Genomic DNA, 17,049 nt, shown 5'->3' with positions numbered 1-17,049 from the left:
TCGTCCGGTTGCCTCGCTCGCTCCGCGCGCAGGTCAGACTTTGACCAGGACTCGGGCCGGTTCGGCCACGACCGGTGCCGACGGCCGCGTGCCCACGCTGGTCGCGGTGAACGCGCCCGCGATGACGATCGCGCCGCCGATCACCTCCCACGTCGACGGCCGCTCGCCCAGCGCCAGCCAGGCCGCGCCCATACCCACCACCGGCACCAGCAGCGTCAGCGGGGCCACGGTGCCCGCGGGGTAGCGGCTCATCAGATACGTCCACATGCCCGAGCCGACCACGGTGGCCAGCACGGCGATATAGGTGACGGCGATCAGCGCGGGCCACCAGCTCGCCGCGCCGATATCGGTGAGCGCGTCCAGTCCGGCGGTGGGTCCCTCGGCGACAGCGGAGAGCGCGAACAGCGGAATCGGGGGCACCACCGCCATCCACAGGGTCAGGTGCATGGTGTTCACCGCGCCACCGGCGGCGGCCTTGCGGGAGCCGAGATTGCCGAAGGCCCAGCCCAATCCGCCGGCCAGGGTGAGCAGCAGCGGCAACAGGGCGGCCGATTGCGCCCGGTCCACGCCGATCACCACCATGCCGGCGACCGCTACACCCAACCCGGCCAGCTGAATCGGCCGCAGCCGCTCCCGCAGGAAGATCGCACCCAGCACCACCGTGAACGGCGCCGAGGATTGCAGGACCAGCGAGGCCAGGCCGGTCGGCATGCCGGCCCGCATGGCGCTGAACAGGAACGCGAACTGCAGGGTGCCGAAGCCGAATCCGTAGAGCAGCAACCACTTCGCCGGCACCTGCGGGCGCGGCACGAACAGGACGACCGGAATCGCCAGCACCGCGAATCGCAGTCCCGCGAAGAAGAAGGGCGGAAAGTGGTCGAGGCCCACCCGGATGGCGATGAAGTTCACGCCCCAGAGCAGGACGACGGAGAGGCCGATCAGGCGGTCGCGACTGTTCACGTCACTCATCGTCTGATTCGAAAAGCTTCAGAACAATCGAAATAAATTGCAGTAATAATGTAGGTGTACTTCACTATCTGACGGAGGGGCACGCCGATGCTGTCGGTGGACCGACTACGGGTCCTGCGCGAATTCGCCGATCGCGGCACCATCGGCGCGGTGGCCGCGGCGCTGACCATGACGCCGTCCGCGGTATCGCAGCAGCTGAAGGTTCTGGCCAAGGAAGCCGGGGTGCCGCTGCTCGAACCCGACGGCCGCCGCATCCGGCTCACCGACGCCGGCCACGCCCTGGTCGTACGCGCCGACGAGGTGCTCGCTGCGCTGGACCGCGCGGCCGCCGAGATGGCGCACTACCGGGCGTCACCGCGCGGACGGGTCCGAGTCGCGCTGTTCCCGTCCGGCGCGGCGCTGCTGCTCCCGCACGTGCTGCCCGCCCTGGCCGACAGCGGCGTCGAGGTGATCGCCAGCGACGAGGACGTCCCGCCTTCGGAAGCCACGCGCCTGCTCGCCGACTACGACATCGTCCTGACCCACCGCGACGAACGCGCGCCCGCGCTGGCCGGGCCCCGCATCGCCACCCGGCTGCTGATGCGTGAACCCACCGACGTCCTGGTCGCGCCGGATCATCCGCTGGCCGGCCGCACCGAGGTCAGTCCCGCCGAACTGGCCGACGAGACCTGGATCAGCGTCCGCGGCGGCTTCCCGGTCGACGACGTGCTGCGCTCGATCGCCACCCTGACCGGGGTGCAACCGCGGATCGCCCAGCGCCTCAACGATTTCCGCGTCATCGAGACCCTGGTGCACTCGGGTTACGGCATCGCGCTCATGCCCCGCTTCGCCGTCGCCCACCCCGACCTGGTGCTGCTGCGCCTGTCCGGCGTGCGCGCCGCCCGGCTCTACGAACTGGCCACCCGGCCGCACGCCGCGGACCGGCCCGCCATCGTCACCGTCCTGGCCGCCTTCGAAGCCGCCGCCCGGCACATCACGCTGGGCTGAGCCGACAACGCCGCCCGGCAGTGCAACTGCCGGGCGGCGTCGGGTTTCGGGATTCGAGCTAGTGCCGGCCCATGGGCGGCGGGCCCGGGCGGTACGGCTGGTTGCCCGCGAAACCGAAGTCGTCGGCGACCATGGCCGCCAGTTCCAGCAGGGCGCGCCGGGTGGGCTTGCTGACCAGCTCCAGATCGATCTCGGCGCCCTCGGCGAGGTGATCGTCGAAGGGGACGATCTGCACGGCGCGAGTCCGGTCGAGGAACAGCTTGCGCAGCTGGTCCAGGTCGACGGTGGAGGCGCCACGGCGGGACGCGTTCACCACCACCACGGTGCGTTCGACGAGCTTGCCGTAGCCGTGGTGGTCCAGCCAGTCCAGGGTGGCCGAGGCCGAACGGGCGCCGTCGATGGCGGGGGAGGTGACCAGCACCAGCGAGCTGGCCATATCCAGTACGCCCGACATCGCCGAGTGCATCAGACCGGTGCCGCAGTCGGTGAGGATGATGTTGTAGAAGGACTGCAGGATGCCGATCGCCTTGCGGTAGTCGGCCTCGCTGAACGCCTCCGACACTGCCGGATCCTGTTCGGAGGCAAGCACTTCCAGGCGGCTCGGAGCCTGCGAGGTGTGCGCCCGGACATCGGAGTAGCGCGAGATCTGGTTGTCCTCGAGCAGATTGCGCACCGTGGAGCGGGTCTGCCGCGGCACCCGGTGCGCGAGCGTACCGAGGTCGGGATTGGCGTCGATGGCGATGACGCGGTCACCGCGCAGCGAGGAGAAGGTGGAGCCGAGACCGACCGTGGTGGTGGTCTTGCCGACACCGCCCTTCAGCGACAGGATCGCGATCCGGTAGTCGCCGCGCACCGGCTGGTTCACCCGATCGACCAGATCACGGAACACCACATCGGCCGCGGACTCGCCCGGGTTGATCATGCCGCCGGACGCCTTGTGCACCGCGCGCCGCCAACCGCTGCGCGGCGCCTTGCGGGCCCGCTTCAACAGATTCAGGTCATTGACCGAATGCCCGGGCTGTCCCGGCTGATTGATGTGCTGCGGCTGGAACGGTTGCTGCTGCGCGGGCGACGGTCCACCCTGCCACGGCTGCCCCGGACCACCCGGCGCGGACATCCCGCCGGGACCACCGGGCATGGAACTGCCGCCCGGCCCGTTGGGGCCGGGGTATCCACTCGGACCGCCGGGACCTTCGGGCCCGGTGTAGCCGCTGGGCGCTGAAATGCCGCTGGGCCCTTCGGAACCGGGATACCCGCCAGGTGCCGAGCCGCCGCCCGGACCGCCGGGGGCGGATACGCCGCCTGGACCTTCCGGCCCGGTGTAGCTGCCGGGCGCTGAAATACCGCTGGGCCCTTCGGAACCCGGGTACCCACCCGGGCCGCCGGGCGCGCCGACGGCGCCCGGGCCATCCGGGCCGGGGTATCCACCGGGCGCGGAGAACCCGCCCGGACCACCGGGCGCGAACCCGCCGGGGCCCTGCGGTCCGGCGAAGCCCGGACCACCCGGCCCCGGCGGCTGGAACGTCTGCTGCGGTCCGCCGGGCCACGGCTGGCCGGGTGCGTTCGGATCGCCCACGCCGGGCGGGGCGAACGACGGCTGCTGCATGGGCGGCGGGGGCGGGGGCGCCCAGCTGTAGATCGGGCCGTCCGAGGATTCCTGCGGCGGCGCGCCATCGGGCTGGTCCTGGAGCACCCGCCGGACCAGCCCGTCGGGGCCGATCTCCTGGCGGTAGTCATCGCCGTAGCGCGGACCCTGATGCGGCTCCGGCACGGGCTGCGCGCCGGTCGGGTAGGGCGGCGGTGGCGGCGCGAAACCTTCGGGCGGGCCATAGCTTTGGGGTGCACTGCTCGCGTACACGGTCGGGTCCGCGGGCCCGGCGCTTTCCGGCTGCGCCGAGGGGTCGGGCTCCGGCTTCGGTGCCTCGGCGGCGCTGTCGGCCTCGGCCGCCGGTTCGGCGGCTGCCTCGGAGGTGTCCTCCGGCGCGGTGGTCGACTCGCTGATGTCCTCCGCCGTCTCCGTGGCCGGCCCGGCCAGCCAGGGCGGTGAGGTCGAGTTGTGGTCGTTGTTTGTCACGGTTCCCCCATCTGCTCGGTAAGCGAGCAGAGAGCTCGGCGCTTGAGTGCGAATCCACGCTAGCACGCGGTTCAGTGGCCCGCGCCCACGCGCGGACAGTGGTATATGCAGGTGCAAAAAGGCCCGGACACCCTGGGTGTCCGGGCCTTAACCGTCGCTTAAGACGCGGCGCGGTTGACCGCGGAGACCACCGCGCGCAGCGAGGCGGTGGTGATCGAGGTGGCGATGCCGACACCCCACACCACCTTGTCGCCGATCGCGCACTCCACGTACGCCGCGGCCTGCGCGTCGTCACCCGCGGACATGGCGTGCTCGGAGTAGTCCAGCACCCGCACCTCGAAGCCCACCGCGGCGATCGCGTCGACGAACGCGGCGAGCGGGCCGTTGCCGTTGCCGGTGACCTCCTGCTCGACACCGTCGACCTTCACGACCGCGGCGATCGAGTCCACGCCGCCGTCGGTCTCGGACGCGGTGACCTTCTGCCGGATCCGCTCCAGCGGCTGGATCGGTGACAGGTACTCCTCGGAGAAGACATCCCACATCTCCTTGGGCGTGACCTCGCCGCCCTCGCCGTCGGTGATCTGCTGGATCGCCTGCGAGAACTCGATCTGCAGTCGCCGCGGCAGCACCAGCCCGTGGTCGGTCTTCATGATGTAGGCGACGCCGCCCTTGCCGGACTGCGAGTTGACCCGGATGACGGCCTCGTAGGTGCGGCCCACGTCCTTCGGGTCGATCGGCAGGTACGGCACCTCCCAGGTGATGTCGTCGACATCCGAATCCGCCGCGTCCGCAGCGGCTTTCATGGCATCCAGGCCCTTGTTGATGGCGTCCTGGTGCGAACCGGAGAACGCGGTGTAGACCAGGTCGCCGCCGTAGGGGTGGCGCTCGTGCACCGGCAGCTGGTTGCAGTATTCGACGGTGCGGCGGATCTCGTCGATATCGGAGAAGTTGATCTGCGGGTCGACGCCGCGGGAGAACAGGTTCATGCCCAGGGTGACCAGGCAGACATTGCCGGTGCGCTCACCGTTGCCGAACAGGCAGCCTTCGATCCGGTCCGCGCCGGCCTGGTAGCCCAGTTCGGCGGCGGCGACGGCGGTGCCGCGGTCGTTGTGCGGATGCAGCGACAGCACGATGGACTCGCGGCGGGCCAGGTTGCGGCTCATCCACTCGATCGAGTCGGCGTAGACGTTCGGGGTGGCCATCTCGACGGTGGCGGGCAGGTTGATGATCATCGGCTTGGCCGGGGTGGGCGCGATGATCTCGGTGACCGCGTCGCAGACGTCCTTGGCGTATTCCAGTTCGGTGCCGGTGTAGGACTCGGGGCTGTACTCGTAGCGCCAGTCGGTGTCCGGGTAGCGCTGCTCGATCTCCAGGCACAGCGTCGCGGCGTCGGTGGCGATCTTCTTGACGGCGGCGCGGTCGGCCCGGAAGACCACCTTGCGCTGCAGGATCGAGGTGGAGTTGTAGAAGTGCACGATCACCTTCGGCGCACCCGCGCAGGCCTCGAAGGTGCGCTCGATCAGTTCGGCGCGGCACTGGGTCAGCACCTGGATGGTGACGTCGGCGGGGATGGCGCCGTCCTCGATGATCTCGCGGACGAAGTCGAAATCGGTCTGGCTGGCCGCGGGGAAGCCGACCTCGATCTCCTTGTAGCCCATCCGGACCAGCAGATCGAACATGCGGCGCTTGCGTGCCGGGCTCATCGGGTCGATCAGGGCCTGGTTGCCGTCGCGCAGGTCGACCGCGCACCAGGCGGGCGCGCGATCGATGATCTTGTCCGGCCAGGTGCGGTCGGGCAGCGTGATGGGCTCGACTTCCTCGGCGAACGGCCGGTACCGGAAGGACGGCATCGACGAGTTCTTCTGGGTGTTCCAGGCCGGCTGGTCGGCGGGGGCGGGCTTGGACGGCGCGGTGATGGTGCGCGAGGCGCCCGATATGAAAGCGTCAGCGGAAGACATGCGATTTCTCCAGGGTGTGGTGGATCCCGTTTTGGGGTCGACCGACGCGGCAAAACCCCGCGACGGGGAGCCGGTCTGATCAGACCCCGTCGCGGCGGTCGAGAAGAAGCGTCCGCTGCATGATGACCGTGAGTTTACCGTGCGGCATGCGACGCCGAAAGCGCGGTCCCGTTGCTGCCCCGAATCCGGCAAAACGATAGCGTCGCTCACGAAACGAACGCTTGTACGGGGGAAGCGCCCCGACGGGACGTGAGGAAACGAGATGACTCTGCTGGAAATGCTCGCCGTCTTCGGCGCCGGAATCGCCGCGGGCTGCATCAACACCATCGTGGGTTCGGGCACCCTGATCACCTTCCCGGTGCTGCTCGCCTTCGGGTTGCCGCCGGTGACCGCGAATGTGTCCAACACCATCGGCCTGGTACCGGGCGGTATCAGCGGTGTGGTCGGCTATCGCAAAGAACTGGCCGGTCAGCGCGCCCGGCTGCTGAAACTGGGTTCGGCCTCGCTGCTCGGCGGTATCACCGGCGCGGTGCTGCTGCTGAAGTTGCCCGCCGATGCCTTCAAGGCGATCGTCCCGGTGCTGATCATCGCGGCGCTGATCCTGGTGGTGGTGCAGCCGCGGCTGGCCCGCTGGGTGAAGCAGCGCCGGGAGGTCAACAACATCGCACCGCCCGCGCACGGCGGCCCGATCCTGCTGGCCGGTATCTACGCGGCGGGCGTTTACGGCGGCTACTTCGGCGCCGCGCAGGGTGTGCTGCTGATGGGTTTGCTGGGTGTATTCGTGCACGAGGACATCCAGCGGCTCAACGGCGTGAAGAATGTGCTCGGCCTGATCGTGAACGCGGTCTCCGCGGTGATCTTCATCGTGATCGCCACGGTCGACTGGCGGGTGGCGGCGCTGATCGCGGTCGGCTCGATCATCGGCGGCCAGCTCGGCGCGACGGTCGGACGCCGGATGTCGCCGAACCTGCTGCGTGGCGTCATCGTGGTGGTCGGCGTGATCGCCGTGGTCCGGCTGCTGATGTCCTGAAGGAGGAGTTTCCATGGCACTCGAGATGCGCTCGGACTGTGAGCGCTGCACGACCGGCGTCGACGCGGGCGGGGTGGCCTGGATCTGTAGCTACGAGTGCACGTTCTGTGACGAGTGCGCGGCAGCCATGCAGCGGGTCTGCCCGAACTGCGGCGGGGAACTGGTGCGTCGCCCTCGGCGCGTGGCGCGCTAGGTTTCAGGGTGGGTTGGGGAGGATTTCGTCATTAAGGATGACGACGTCGAAGGGCGGTGGGGCACACCATGATCGGTATGCGTGCGAGCAAGCTGGTGCTGGTGGGGGTGCTCGCCCTCGCGTTGTCCGTGCTGAGCGGCTGCGGTCTGCCCGCCGGGAAGTCGGCGGCGGGCGAGCTGGCGGCCCTGGCCGATGCCGCTCCCACCCCCGAGCTGACCTGGGCCCCGTGCGCCGACACCGATCTGAGCGGATTCCAGTGCGCGGTCGCGAAAGTGCCGCGCGACTACACCCAGCCGCACGGCCCGACACTGGATCTGGCGGTGCTGCGGCAGCCCGCCTCCGATCCGGATCGCCGGATCGGCACGCTGTTCGCGGCGGTCGGCGGGCCGGGCGGCTCGGGCTTGGACTGGGCCGCCAAGGGCCCGCTGTTCGCCGGTGAGATCAGCCGCCGCTTCGATGTGGTGACCTTCGATCAGCGCGGGATCGGCCGCAGCGGACAGGTCCGCTGCTTCGCCGATTCCCGTGCGCAGCAACGGTTCTGGGAGAGCGCGACGATCCCGCCGGTGAATCCGGAGCAGGCGGCGGCGACCGAGCGGGGCAGCCGCGAACTGGCGGCGGGCTGCGCGGCGCACAGCGCCGATCTGCTGCCGCACCTGACTACGGTGGACGCCGCCCGCGACCTGGACCTGCTGCGCCGGGCGCTCGGCGAGGACAAGATCTCCTACGAGGGCGGCTCCTACGCGAGCTACCTGGGCCAGGTGTACGGCGCGCTGTTCGGCGACCGGGTGCGCGCACTGCTGCTCGGCTCCATGCTCGACCCGGATATCTACACCGAGGACACGCGCAGGGAGGTCACCGAGACCGCGATCGGCACCGAGGAGGTGTTCGACGAATTCCTGCGACTGTGCGCCGAGGCGGGCCGGTCGCGGTGCGCGTTCGCAGGTGGCCCGGAACGGGCCGAGGAACGCCGAGGGCAGGGCGCGGCACCGGGCGAGACCGCCGGCACTCCGACCACCACGCCCTATCCGACCACCACCCGCGCGGCGCCCGAGGTGACGAAGGCGCTGCGGGAGCGAGATACCGCGCTCATGACGGCACTGCGGCAGGGCCCGATCACGGTCGGGGAGCGCGAGCGCGCGATCCAGGTGAGTCACACCGAGGTCATGCAGGCCCGCGCGCTGCTGCTCTACGACGTCGAGGAAGGCTGGCCCGCGCTGGCCCGGCTGCTCACCGAACTGGAACGCGGCCCCGCCGGAAATTCGGAAACGGTGCAGACCATCCTGGCCGCGGGCGGCGTCGGCCTGGACTTCCTCGACTCCTACACCGCCATCATCTGCGCGGACAACAGCCAGCTGCGCCAGCCCGAGCAGTGGCCCACGATCGCTCGCGAATTCACCGGCGCCGCAACGGCATACGGCCCGTTCTGGCTGTACCAGCGGCAACCCTGCGCGACCTGGCCCGCCCCGGGCGACGGCTATCCGCAGCGCTACACCGGTCCCTGGACCCTGAGTTCGGACAAGCCCGCGCTCCTGATCAACAATCGCTACGACCCGGTCACCCCGCTGACCTTCGCCCGGGGCGCGCAGCAGGCCATGGTGAACGCGCGTCTGGTCGTGGTCACCGACGGCTACGGCCACGAGACCGGCGGCGCCTGCGTCAGCCGGTTGCGCGAGCGCTACCTCGTCGACCTGCAACTGCCCGCCCCCGGCGCCACCTGCACCCTGGACACCCGGCCCTTCATCGATTGAACTCCGCTCGAGCTTCCCGAAATTGGCGGCTCGAGCGGTTGGGGCGGGCCCTGACTTCCGGGTAATCTGCGCTCGGCCATGCGTGATGAGGAGGTGGCCTGGGTGCGTAGACGTGCGCTGTTCAAGGCGGCGGGGGTCGCCGCTGTACTCGGTGCGGCCGGGCAGGTGCCGGGCGCGGGTATCGCGCAGGCCGCCAATCCTTCCGGGCCCGGCCAGTTCCGGCAGTGGGTGCCCGAGATCTTCGCGCCACTGGCGGATCCGCCGGAGCACACCACCGCCATCGTGATCGGCTCCGGGTTCGGCGCCGCGGTCACGGCGCTGCGCCTGGCCCAGGCCGGAATCGCGAACACCGTGCTGGAGCGCGGTTCACGCTGGCCCAACGACCCGTGGCGGGAGATCTTCACCGGCGACGACCTGCCCGACGGCCGCGGATTCTGGCATCGCACCAGCTTCACCGGTGTCACCAAGGTGCCGATGACGTTCACCAAATTCGGCGGCGTCCTGGACTGCACCAGCTACCCCGGCATCGATGTGTGGCGTGCCGCCGCGGTCGGCGGCGGCTCGGTGATCTTCACCGGCGCCATGGTCGCCCCCCAGCGGCGCTTCTTCGATCACGTCTTCGGCGGGGTGGTCGACTACGGCGAACTCGACCGCGTCTACTACCCGCGGGTCCGAGAGATGTTGCGGCTGAGTCCGATTCCCGCCGACATCTACAACTCCGGCCCGTTCTCGCACTCGCGCGCCTGGGACGATCAGGTCCGCAAGGCGGGCTTTCAGCCGGTGGCCAACGACTCCATCTTCAACTGGGATGTGCTGCGCGCCGAACTGTCCGGAGCCGCCCGGCCATCCGCGACGGCCGCGCGCAGCAATCTCGGCAACTCGAACGGCGCCAAGTTCGATCTGAACCAGAACTATCTGCGCTACGCCCAGGAGACCGGCCGGTCGACGGTGTATCCCGGACATCGCGTCGACGCCATCGCGCAGGAGGGTTCGGGGCGGTTCGTCGTCACCGTCACCAAGCTGGCGCCCACCGGCGATGTGCTGGCCACCCGCACCCTGACCTGCGATCAGCTCTTCCTCGGCGCGGGCTCGGTCGGCACCTCCGAACTGCTGGTCCGCGCGCAGGCCACCGGCACACTGCCCAACCTCAACGAGCATGTCGGCGCCGGCTGGGGCACCAACGGCGATGTCGTGCTGGCCCGCGGCGCCAGCCAGCTGGCGGGGCTCGGTCAGGGTGTGCCCAGCGCCAGCCGCATCTTCGACGAGTCGGGTCTGCCGCTCACCTTGGAGAACTGGTATATCCCGGGAATCCCGTTCGAGACCGGCGCGCTCGCCTCGCTCGGCATGGTGCTCGATTCGGCCCGTACCCGCTTCGGCTACCACCGGGCCACGGACTCGGTCGGCCTGAGCTGGTCGGCTCGCAACCGCGACGAGATCGTCGGGGTGGCCCGTGCGGTGGATCATCGCATCGCCGAGCAGGCCGGGGCCGTAGTCGAATACGGCGCGCTCGGCTACGACGCCAACGCGCTGTTCACCGCCCATCCACTCGGCGGCGCGGTCCTGGGCCTGGCCACCGACGGATACGGCCGGGTGCACGGTCATCCGGGGCTGTATGTGCTCGACGGCGCCGCGATTCCGGGCAGCACCGGCACCGTGAACCCGTCGCTGACCATCGCCGCGCTGGCCGAGCGCAATATCGAGGCGATCATCCGCTCGGGCAAGTAACCGGCGCGCAGCGCCCCGGCCGATTAATCTCGGCGAGACCGTTCGGCGTCGAAGGGACTGTGCTGTGGCCCGTGTCGTGTACCCGCGTAAGCCATCGCCGCTGTGGGCCGAGATTCTGATGCTGGCGCTGGCCGTGGTGTCGGTGGCGCTGCTGGTGTGGATCACGGTGGGGTCGGTGGACGAGAACACCCGCCGCACGGTCGTTTTCGTCGATTACGCGATCTGCGCGGTGTTCGCGGTCGAGTTCGTCCGGCGGTGGGCCCGCGCGGGCTGGCGCTGGACGTTCCCGTTCCGCTACTGGTACGACGTGCTCGGCCTGATCCCGGTGACCAGCCCGTGGCTGCGCGGGTTCCGGTTGCTGCGGGTGCTGGTCGTCCTGGCACGGCTGGTGCGGGCCGCGGATCGCGCCTTCACCGAACGCATCGTGGCGGCGGTGGTGAACCGGTTCCTGCCCACCATCATCGAATTGACCAGGCGTCCGATGACCATCGCGGTGATGGACGAGGTCGCCCACGTGTTGCGCACCGGCCATTACACCCGCAATATCGCGGCGGCGCTGGAGGAGAACCGCACCGAGATGGACGCCATGATCGTCGAATTGATCAAGAGCGATCCCCAGGCGGGCAAGGTCCGCTACATCCCGTTCCACGACGAGATCCTGCGGCTGATCGCCGACACGGTGTTCCGGATCCTGTTCGGCGTGCTCGCCGATCCGCGCACCGACGAACTGGTCTCCGACGCGATCCGGGAGAACGTCGACCAGATCCGGCAGGCCGTACACGACGGTGTGCGGGTCGAGCCCTCCGCCTACGGCCCGACGGCGATGGAGCACACGGTCGCGCACAAGTTGCGGCTGCTGCGCAACGAGTGATTCACGAACCGTGCGCGTGCCGGATCTGCTCGCGCCCACGCGCGTCGCGCACGGTGTCCCAGCCGACCAGGGCGATCAGCACCGCGCACAGCACCGCGAGCGCGGCGAGGGCGGGTAGCGCCGTCGCGGGCGCGACGAGGGCCAGCAGCACGACCACCGCCACCAGGTGCGAACGCGTGATCCGCCCGGTCGCCGCGTATTTGAAGCCGACCAGGCCGGTCAGATACAGCACCACGCCGCCGTACAGCGCGTACAGCGGAATCCCGTACAGGGCGTCGGTGAGGGAGTGGTGTGTCGCGTCGCTGACATAGCTCAGTACCTTCTTCAGCCCGAGCGAGAGTCCGATGATGCCGACGATCATGGGGAAGTGCCAGTAGGTGTAGCCGTCGCGGGCGATCCGGACCTGTCGTTCGCCGGTGGCCCGGGCGAGCGCGTGCTCGGCCGAGAGCGCCGCGACATCGAAGTAGCTCCACCACAGCAGACCGGACACCGCGAGCCCGAGCAGCGATCCCACGGTGATCGGCCACGAGATCGGCTGCCCGCTCACCCCGATGCCGATCGAGACGATGGATTCGCCCAGCGCCACGATGATGATCAGCCCGTACCGTTCGGAGAAGTGCCGCGGCGAGCGCACCCGCCACTGCAATCCGGCGACCATCGTCCACAGCATGTCACCGGCGATGGCGGCGATCCAGAGGCCGATCTGCACGGTGCCGTGCGTCATCGCCGCGATGATCAGCAGGGTGGTGCCGATGCCGATCGACCCGATTCCCCACTTGCCGACCTGGGCGCGCAGCGCCGGATCGTCGCCGGTGCCCATGAGATACACGCCGAGGTGCACCAGCCGGACCACCAGGTAGGCCAGGGCGAAGACGAGCGGGCCGGACCAGCCGCCGGGCGCGTCCTGGAAGGCCTCCGGGATGGTGAGCGCGGCGATGAACGCACCGCCCATGGCCACGAACATGGCCACCCGGGTGATTCCCTCGTCCGCGCGGACCGTGTTGGCCAGCCACGAGTAGGCGATCCAGGCCCACCACATGACCGCCAGCACCAGCAGCGACCGCAGAATGTTCTGGGCGCTGGTCGGCGTGGCGGCGATGGCGGTGACCATGGTGAAGGCGAAGACGAGCACCAGATCGAAGAACAGTTCCAGCTGGGTCACCGAGCTGCCCTCGACCATCGGCTGGAATCGGGGACGCTTGCTACCGATCATGGCGCCCATCGTCGCACCCCGGCGCGCGCCGCGCGTCCCGGAAGTGGTGCGGCTCGGGCGATTTCGCTTACGGCGTCATGGTCAGACCTGGTCGGTGTATGCCGGATCCAGGTAGTCGTCGTAGCTCGGGGTCTCGTGCAGGCTCTCGACGAACTCGATGAAGTTCTCCACGATGGTCTCGTGCCAGCGCTGCTGGGTTCGTTTCAGCAGCAGACCGGGTAGCGGGATCTTGGTCTGGAGTTCCGCGTGGTACCAGACCTGGGTCTCGTCCTGGCTCTCGGCGACCTCGTACCAGCCGCCGCCGCGGATACCGCGTGAGCTGTCGATGACCTGCCAGGTGACCCGGTCCGCGGTCCAGTGCCATTCGAGGACCTGGAGGTCGGGGCTGCCGTGCACATCGGCGGTCACGTAGATCTTGGTCGGGCGGTTGTTCGCGTCCCGCGTCGCGACCCGGGCGTCTTGATAGGCGGACCATTCGGGCAGCATCTCGGTGGCTGCCAGCGCTTCGAACACCTGCGCCGGCGTCGCATCGACGGTGAAGTGAATATCAATTTTCGTGCGCATGCCAACCTCACACCCCCCACAAACCAACTCGGCCGATTGTGCACAGGCGTTCACCGCACGTCAACCAAGCAGTCTCTTCTAGATCACCCCGCAATCCGGGGGCAAAACCGGGGGAGCTCGGGTGCAGGCCCCGGCGTGAGCCCCGGTTCTCCGGGACCAGCGCCCTCGAACGGAGCTCCGCGACGATCGATGCGTGGACGATCGCGCAACCGCGCGGTCGCCGTCGCTAACGCTCAGTTCTCGGGGAGGTCAGTCGCTCGCAGGTTCGATGACGGCGTCCGGGCCGGGGAAGACGAGCGATTCGTGGCCGTCGCTGAAGCGCACCACGTACGGCGGCGCGCCCTCCGGCCCGCGCACCTCGATGATCTCGCCCTGCCGATCGCCCTGTCCGACGACGTTGCCGTGCACATGCAGCCGGTCTCCGACGTTCGCAATCATCACTCGATTATCCGAGCGGGCACCACGCTGTCGCAGCCGATTGCGGGCTTTCACTCCGGGACGACCCGATTCACGGCAGCCTCGATCAGGGCCTGGCTCTGTTCCTCGGTGAATACCTCGGGCAGCGTGAGCCGATCCACGATCAGCCAGTTCAGGGCCAGGTAGAGCAGTTCGACCGATTCCTTGTCACCGGGCATGCCGGAGTCGAGGTGATTGCGCACGTTGAAGTCGATGTCGGCGCGCACCCGCTCGGTCAGCACCTTGCGCAGTTCCGGTCGCCGGGTGGCTTCCAGGCGCAGTTCCAGCAGGGCCAGATAGCCGGTGCGGAACGCCTCGATCCGGCCGACCACCTCCCGCATCAGGGCGACGATGTTCTCCCGGGTCTTGGGGCCGTCGGTCAGCTGGGACATGGTCGCCTCGCTGGGTTGCAGCCGCTCGTAGAAGCGCGCGCCGACCTGCGTGAACAGATCGTCGCGATTGGCGAAGTAGTTGGAGGCCGTGCCGGCGGGCACACCGGCGGCCTTGTCCACCGCGCGGAAGGTCAATCCGCGCGCGCCTTCGCCGGCCAGCACCTCGATGGCCGCGTCGACCAGGGCTTGCCGTCGTTCCGGGTTGGTCCGCACTTGACACCACTCCATCCGTAGTACTACATTTCAAATCACTACAGACAGAGTACAACAGATTGGGCGGTCAACCGATGCGAAAGCTGATCTACTACATCGCCGTGTCGATCGATGGGTACATCGCCGGGCCGAACGGCGAATTCGACTTCTATCCCCACGATGGCGAGCAGATGGCCGACCTCAATGCCGACTATCCCGAGTTCGTCCCCAGCCACCTGCGCCACCACGTGGGGATGGCGGTGGACGAACCGAACCGGCACTGCGACACCGTCGTCTCCGGGCGCGGCACCTGGGATGCCGCGCTATCGGAGGGCGTCACCAGCCCGTATGCCCATATGCGGCAGTACGTGCTATCCAGCACGCTGCGCCTCGACGATCCGAACGTCGAGCTGGTCGCCGGTGATCCGGTCGGGCTGGTGCGGCGGCTCAAGCAGCAGGACGGTCTCGACATCTATCTCTGCGGGGGCGGCAATCTCGCCGCGCAACTCGTCGGCGAAATCGACGAGATGATCGTCAAGAGCTATCCGGTGCTGGCGGGTGGCGGAATCTCCATGTGCACCGACGGATTCGCGCCCACGCTCTTCACGCCCGCCCGCCGTAAGGAATACGGCAGCGGCACCCTGGTCACCTGGTTCACTCGCGCCTGAGCGCTCCCACCACGAAAGCAGGATCACCCATGCGAAAGCTCATCTACTTCGTCGGCATGTCCCTCGACGGCTACATCGCCGGCCCGAACGACGACATCGCCCCCTTCCAGGGCGGCGACGACTTCTGGGCCTGGCTCGCGAGCGCCTACCCCGAAACCCTGCCCGCCCACGTGTGGCCGCATTTCGGAATCGAGCCCGGCACCGCGCCCGCGCACTTCGACACGCTGGTCATGGGCCGCGGCACCTACGATCCGGCGCTGGCCGTCGGCATCGCCAGCCCGTACCCGCACATGCGGACCCAGTACATCGTGTCCAGCAGCCTGGACAGCATCGACGCGCCCGGCGTCGAACTGGTCGGCGGCGACCCGGTCGGACTGGTGCGCCGGCTGAAGAAAGAGGAAGGCAAGGACATCTGGCTCGCGGGTGGCGGCACATTCGCCGGGCAGCTGATCGACGAGATCGACGGCTTGGTCATCAAGACCTATCCGTGCGTCGTGGGCGAGGGCACCCGCGCATTCACCGGTGTCTTCAACCCGACCCAGTTCGCGCTCGACCGGCGACAGGAATTCGAGAACGGCACCCAGGTCAGCTGGTTCCATCGAGCCGATTCCCAGTAATAGCCGAAGTATGTGTGAATGTGCCGATTTCCACAGGCAGGGGAGGTAGCGGGAGATCCGGTGCACCCCGGCCGGTACCCTTGGTGGCTGTTACCAGCTGTTAGTCGATCTTGGAGGACCTGCTCGTGGCTCTCGTGGTTCAGAAGTACGGAGGATCCTCGGTGGCTACCGCCGAGCGTATCCGGCGCGTCGCTGAACGGATCGTGGAGACGAAGAAGCAGGGCCACGACGTGGTGGTCGTCTGCTCGGCGATGGGTGACACCACCGACGAACTCCTCGATCTGGCCCAGCAGGTGGCGGTCACGCCACCCCAGCGCGAAATGGACATGCTGCTCACCGCCGGTGAGCGCATCTCCAATGCGCTTGTCGCCATGGCCATCCACTCGCTCGGCGCCGAAGCGCGCTCGTTCACCGGCTCGCAGGCGGGTGTGATCACCACCGGCGCGCACGGCAACGCGAAGATCATCGACGTCACCCCGGGCCGCCTGCGCGAAGCCCTGAACGAGGGCACGATCGTGCTCGTCGCGGGCTTCCAGGGCGTCAGCCAGGACACCAAGGACGTCACCACGCTCGGCCGCGGCGGCTCCGACACCACCGCCGTCGCGCTCGCCGCGGCGCTGGAAGCCGATGTCTGCGAGATCTACACCGACGTGGACGGCGTCTTCACGGCCGACCCGCGCATCGTCTCCGACGCCCAGCGCCTCGAGCAGGTCTCCTACGAGGAGATGCTGGAGATGGCCGCCTGCGGCTCGAAAGTCCTGATGCTGCGCTGCGTCGAGTACGCGCGCCGCTACAACGTGCCCGTGCATGTGCGCTCGTCCTACACCGACAAGCAGGGCACCTACGTTTACGGATCGATGGAGGACATCCCCTTGGAGCAAGCGATTCTCACCGGCGTCGCGCACGACCGCAGCGAGGCCAAGGTGACCGTGGTCGGTCTGCCGGATGTCCCGGGTTACGCCGCCAAGGTGTTCCGTGCCGTCGCCGACGCCGAGATCAATATCGACATGGTCCTGCAGAACATCTCCAAGGTCGAGACCGGCAAGACCGATATCACCTTCACCCTGCCCAAGGCCGAACTCTCCCGCGCGGTGGAGAAACTCACCAAGCAGCAGGACGAGATCGGCTTCTCCCAGATCATCTTCGACGACCACATCGGCAAGGTGTCCCTGGTCGGCGCGGGCATGAAGAGCCACCCGGGCGTCACCGCCAAGTTCTGTGAGGCGCTGGCCGAGGCCGGGATCAATATCGACCTCATCTCCACCTCCGAGATCCGCATCTCGGTGCTGGTCAAGGACACCGAACTCGACGAGGCCGTGCAGGTGCTGCACAAGGCCTTCGATCTGGGCGGCGACGAGGTCGCCGTGGTGCACGCGGGAACGGGGCGATAGG

General features: G+C 68.7%; 16 protein-coding genes. 9 read left to right on the top strand and 7 right to left on the bottom strand.

Translation table 11 applies throughout. The features are described from left to right. Positions 1-33: 33 nt before the first annotated feature. Positions 34-960, bottom strand: coding sequence for an EamA family transporter (locus tag ACFVMC_RS04735; protein WP_379207830.1), 927 nt, complete (start codon positions 958-960; stop codon positions 34-36). Positions 961-1,059: 99 nt separating this feature from the next. Here ACFVMC_RS04735 and ACFVMC_RS04730 point away from each other — a divergent pair, with 99 nt between their 5' ends. Beyond that, complete coding sequence (locus tag ACFVMC_RS04730; protein WP_379207828.1) at positions 1,060-1,956, top strand: LysR family transcriptional regulator; 897 nt, start codon at positions 1,060-1,062, stop codon at positions 1,954-1,956. Between the two features lie 58 nt (positions 1,957-2,014). On the opposite strand, the gene ACFVMC_RS04725 is transcribed toward ACFVMC_RS04730, so the two are convergent. Together ACFVMC_RS04725 and leuA are read right to left on the bottom strand one after the other, a co-directional pair. Further along, positions 2,015-4,030: a MinD/ParA family protein gene (locus ACFVMC_RS04725; protein ID WP_379206863.1), complete on the bottom strand. Its 2,016-nt coding sequence runs from the start codon at positions 4,028-4,030 to the stop codon at positions 2,015-2,017. A 158-nt stretch (positions 4,031-4,188) separates the two neighbouring features. Beyond that, complete coding sequence (gene leuA / locus ACFVMC_RS04720; protein WP_379206861.1) at positions 4,189-5,988, bottom strand: 2-isopropylmalate synthase; 1,800 nt, start codon at positions 5,986-5,988, stop codon at positions 4,189-4,191. Positions 5,989-6,250: 262 nt separating this feature from the next. Here leuA and ACFVMC_RS04715 point away from each other — a divergent pair, with 262 nt between their 5' ends. The 5 genes from ACFVMC_RS04715 to ACFVMC_RS04695 all read left to right on the top strand — a co-directional run bounded on the left by ACFVMC_RS04715 (position 6,251) and on the right by ACFVMC_RS04695 (position 11,555). Continuing rightward, a complete protein-coding gene (locus tag ACFVMC_RS04715) occupies positions 6,251-7,018 on the top strand; it encodes a sulfite exporter TauE/SafE family protein (RefSeq protein WP_379206860.1) in 768 nt (255 codons plus the stop codon). Positions 7,019-7,031: 13 nt separating this feature from the next. After that, positions 7,032-7,211, top strand: a complete 180-nt coding sequence (locus tag ACFVMC_RS04710) for a DUF1272 domain-containing protein (RefSeq protein WP_379206858.1) — start codon at positions 7,032-7,034, stop codon at positions 7,209-7,211. Between the two features lie 77 nt (positions 7,212-7,288). Continuing rightward, a complete protein-coding gene (locus ACFVMC_RS04705) occupies positions 7,289-8,959 on the top strand; it encodes an alpha/beta hydrolase (protein WP_379206856.1) in 1,671 nt (556 codons plus the stop codon). Between the two features lie 78 nt (positions 8,960-9,037). After that, on the top strand, positions 9,038-10,684 hold the full coding sequence (locus ACFVMC_RS04700) for a GMC oxidoreductase (RefSeq protein ID WP_379206855.1): 1,647 nt from the start codon (positions 9,038-9,040) through the stop codon (positions 10,682-10,684). Positions 10,685-10,748: 64 nt separating this feature from the next. Further along, positions 10,749-11,555, top strand: a complete 807-nt coding sequence (locus ACFVMC_RS04695) for an ion transporter (protein WP_379206853.1) — start codon at positions 10,749-10,751, stop codon at positions 11,553-11,555. A 1-nt stretch (position 11,556) separates the two neighbouring features. On the opposite strand, the gene ACFVMC_RS04690 is transcribed toward ACFVMC_RS04695, so the two are convergent. The 4 genes from ACFVMC_RS04690 to ACFVMC_RS04675 all read right to left on the bottom strand — a co-directional run bounded on the left by ACFVMC_RS04690 (position 11,557) and on the right by ACFVMC_RS04675 (position 14,393). Then, positions 11,557-12,768, bottom strand: a complete 1,212-nt coding sequence (locus tag ACFVMC_RS04690; protein WP_379206851.1) for a low temperature requirement protein A — start codon at positions 12,766-12,768, stop codon at positions 11,557-11,559. 81 nt (positions 12,769-12,849) lie between these two features. Further along, positions 12,850-13,332: a hypothetical protein gene (locus tag ACFVMC_RS04685; protein WP_379206850.1), complete on the bottom strand. Its 483-nt coding sequence runs from the start codon at positions 13,330-13,332 to the stop codon at positions 12,850-12,852. Between the two features lie 249 nt (positions 13,333-13,581). Then, on the bottom strand, positions 13,582-13,770 hold the full coding sequence (locus tag ACFVMC_RS04680; RefSeq protein WP_379206848.1) for a DUF1918 domain-containing protein: 189 nt from the start codon (positions 13,768-13,770) through the stop codon (positions 13,582-13,584). 50 nt (positions 13,771-13,820) lie between these two features. Further along, positions 13,821-14,393 (bottom strand): TetR/AcrR family transcriptional regulator, encoded by a 573-nt coding sequence (locus ACFVMC_RS04675; RefSeq protein ID WP_379206846.1) that lies wholly within the window; start codon positions 14,391-14,393, stop codon positions 13,821-13,823. A 74-nt stretch (positions 14,394-14,467) separates the two neighbouring features. Between ACFVMC_RS04675 and ACFVMC_RS04670 the strand changes: the two genes are divergently transcribed. The 3 genes from ACFVMC_RS04670 to ACFVMC_RS04660 all read left to right on the top strand — a co-directional run bounded on the left by ACFVMC_RS04670 (position 14,468) and on the right by ACFVMC_RS04660 (position 17,048). Continuing rightward, positions 14,468-15,040 carry a dihydrofolate reductase family protein gene (locus ACFVMC_RS04670; RefSeq protein WP_379206844.1) on the top strand — a complete coding sequence of 191 codons (573 nt, stop codon included), beginning with the start codon at positions 14,468-14,470 and terminating at the stop codon, positions 15,038-15,040. Between the two features lie 29 nt (positions 15,041-15,069). Then, complete coding sequence (locus tag ACFVMC_RS04665) at positions 15,070-15,657, top strand: dihydrofolate reductase family protein (RefSeq protein ID WP_379206843.1); 588 nt, start codon at positions 15,070-15,072, stop codon at positions 15,655-15,657. 125 nt (positions 15,658-15,782) lie between these two features. Beyond that, on the top strand, positions 15,783-17,048 hold the full coding sequence (locus tag ACFVMC_RS04660) for an aspartate kinase (protein ID WP_379206841.1): 1,266 nt from the start codon (positions 15,783-15,785) through the stop codon (positions 17,046-17,048). The last annotated feature ends 1 nt before the right edge of the window (position 17,049 follow it).

Origin of the sequence: Nocardia sp. NPDC127579 (genome assembly GCF_042672005.1) — a bacterium.
Taxonomy (GTDB): Bacteria; Actinomycetota; Actinomycetes; order Mycobacteriales; family Mycobacteriaceae; genus Nocardia.
This window is presented reverse-complemented; position numbering and strand designations above follow the sequence as displayed.

Bases quoted from the DNA above. Each gene is read 5' to 3' on its own strand.
- ACFVMC_RS04685 (WP_379206850.1), bottom strand. From the start codon at position 13,332: ATGCGCACGAAAATTGATATTCACTTCACCGTCGATGCGACGCCGGCG.
- ACFVMC_RS04705 (WP_379206856.1), top strand. From the start codon at position 7,289: ATGCGTGCGAGCAAGCTGGTGCTGGTGGGGGTGCTCGCCCTCGCGTTG.
- ACFVMC_RS04670 (WP_379206844.1), top strand. From the start codon at position 14,468: ATGCGAAAGCTGATCTACTACATCGCCGTGTCGATCGATGGGTACATC.
- ACFVMC_RS04710 (WP_379206858.1), top strand. From the start codon at position 7,032: ATGGCACTCGAGATGCGCTCGGACTGTGAGCGCTGCACGACCGGCGTC.
- ACFVMC_RS04680 (WP_379206848.1), bottom strand. From the start codon at position 13,770: ATGATTGCGAACGTCGGAGACCGGCTGCATGTGCACGGCAACGTCGTC.
- ACFVMC_RS04715 (WP_379206860.1), top strand. From the start codon at position 6,251: ATGACTCTGCTGGAAATGCTCGCCGTCTTCGGCGCCGGAATCGCCGCG.
- ACFVMC_RS04665 (WP_379206843.1), top strand. From the start codon at position 15,070: ATGCGAAAGCTCATCTACTTCGTCGGCATGTCCCTCGACGGCTACATC.
- ACFVMC_RS04700 (WP_379206855.1), top strand. From the start codon at position 9,038: ATGCGTGATGAGGAGGTGGCCTGGGTGCGTAGACGTGCGCTGTTCAAG.
- leuA (WP_379206861.1), bottom strand. From the start codon at position 5,988: ATGTCTTCCGCTGACGCTTTCATATCGGGCGCCTCGCGCACCATCACC.
- ACFVMC_RS04690 (WP_379206851.1), bottom strand. From the start codon at position 12,768: ATGATCGGTAGCAAGCGTCCCCGATTCCAGCCGATGGTCGAGGGCAGC.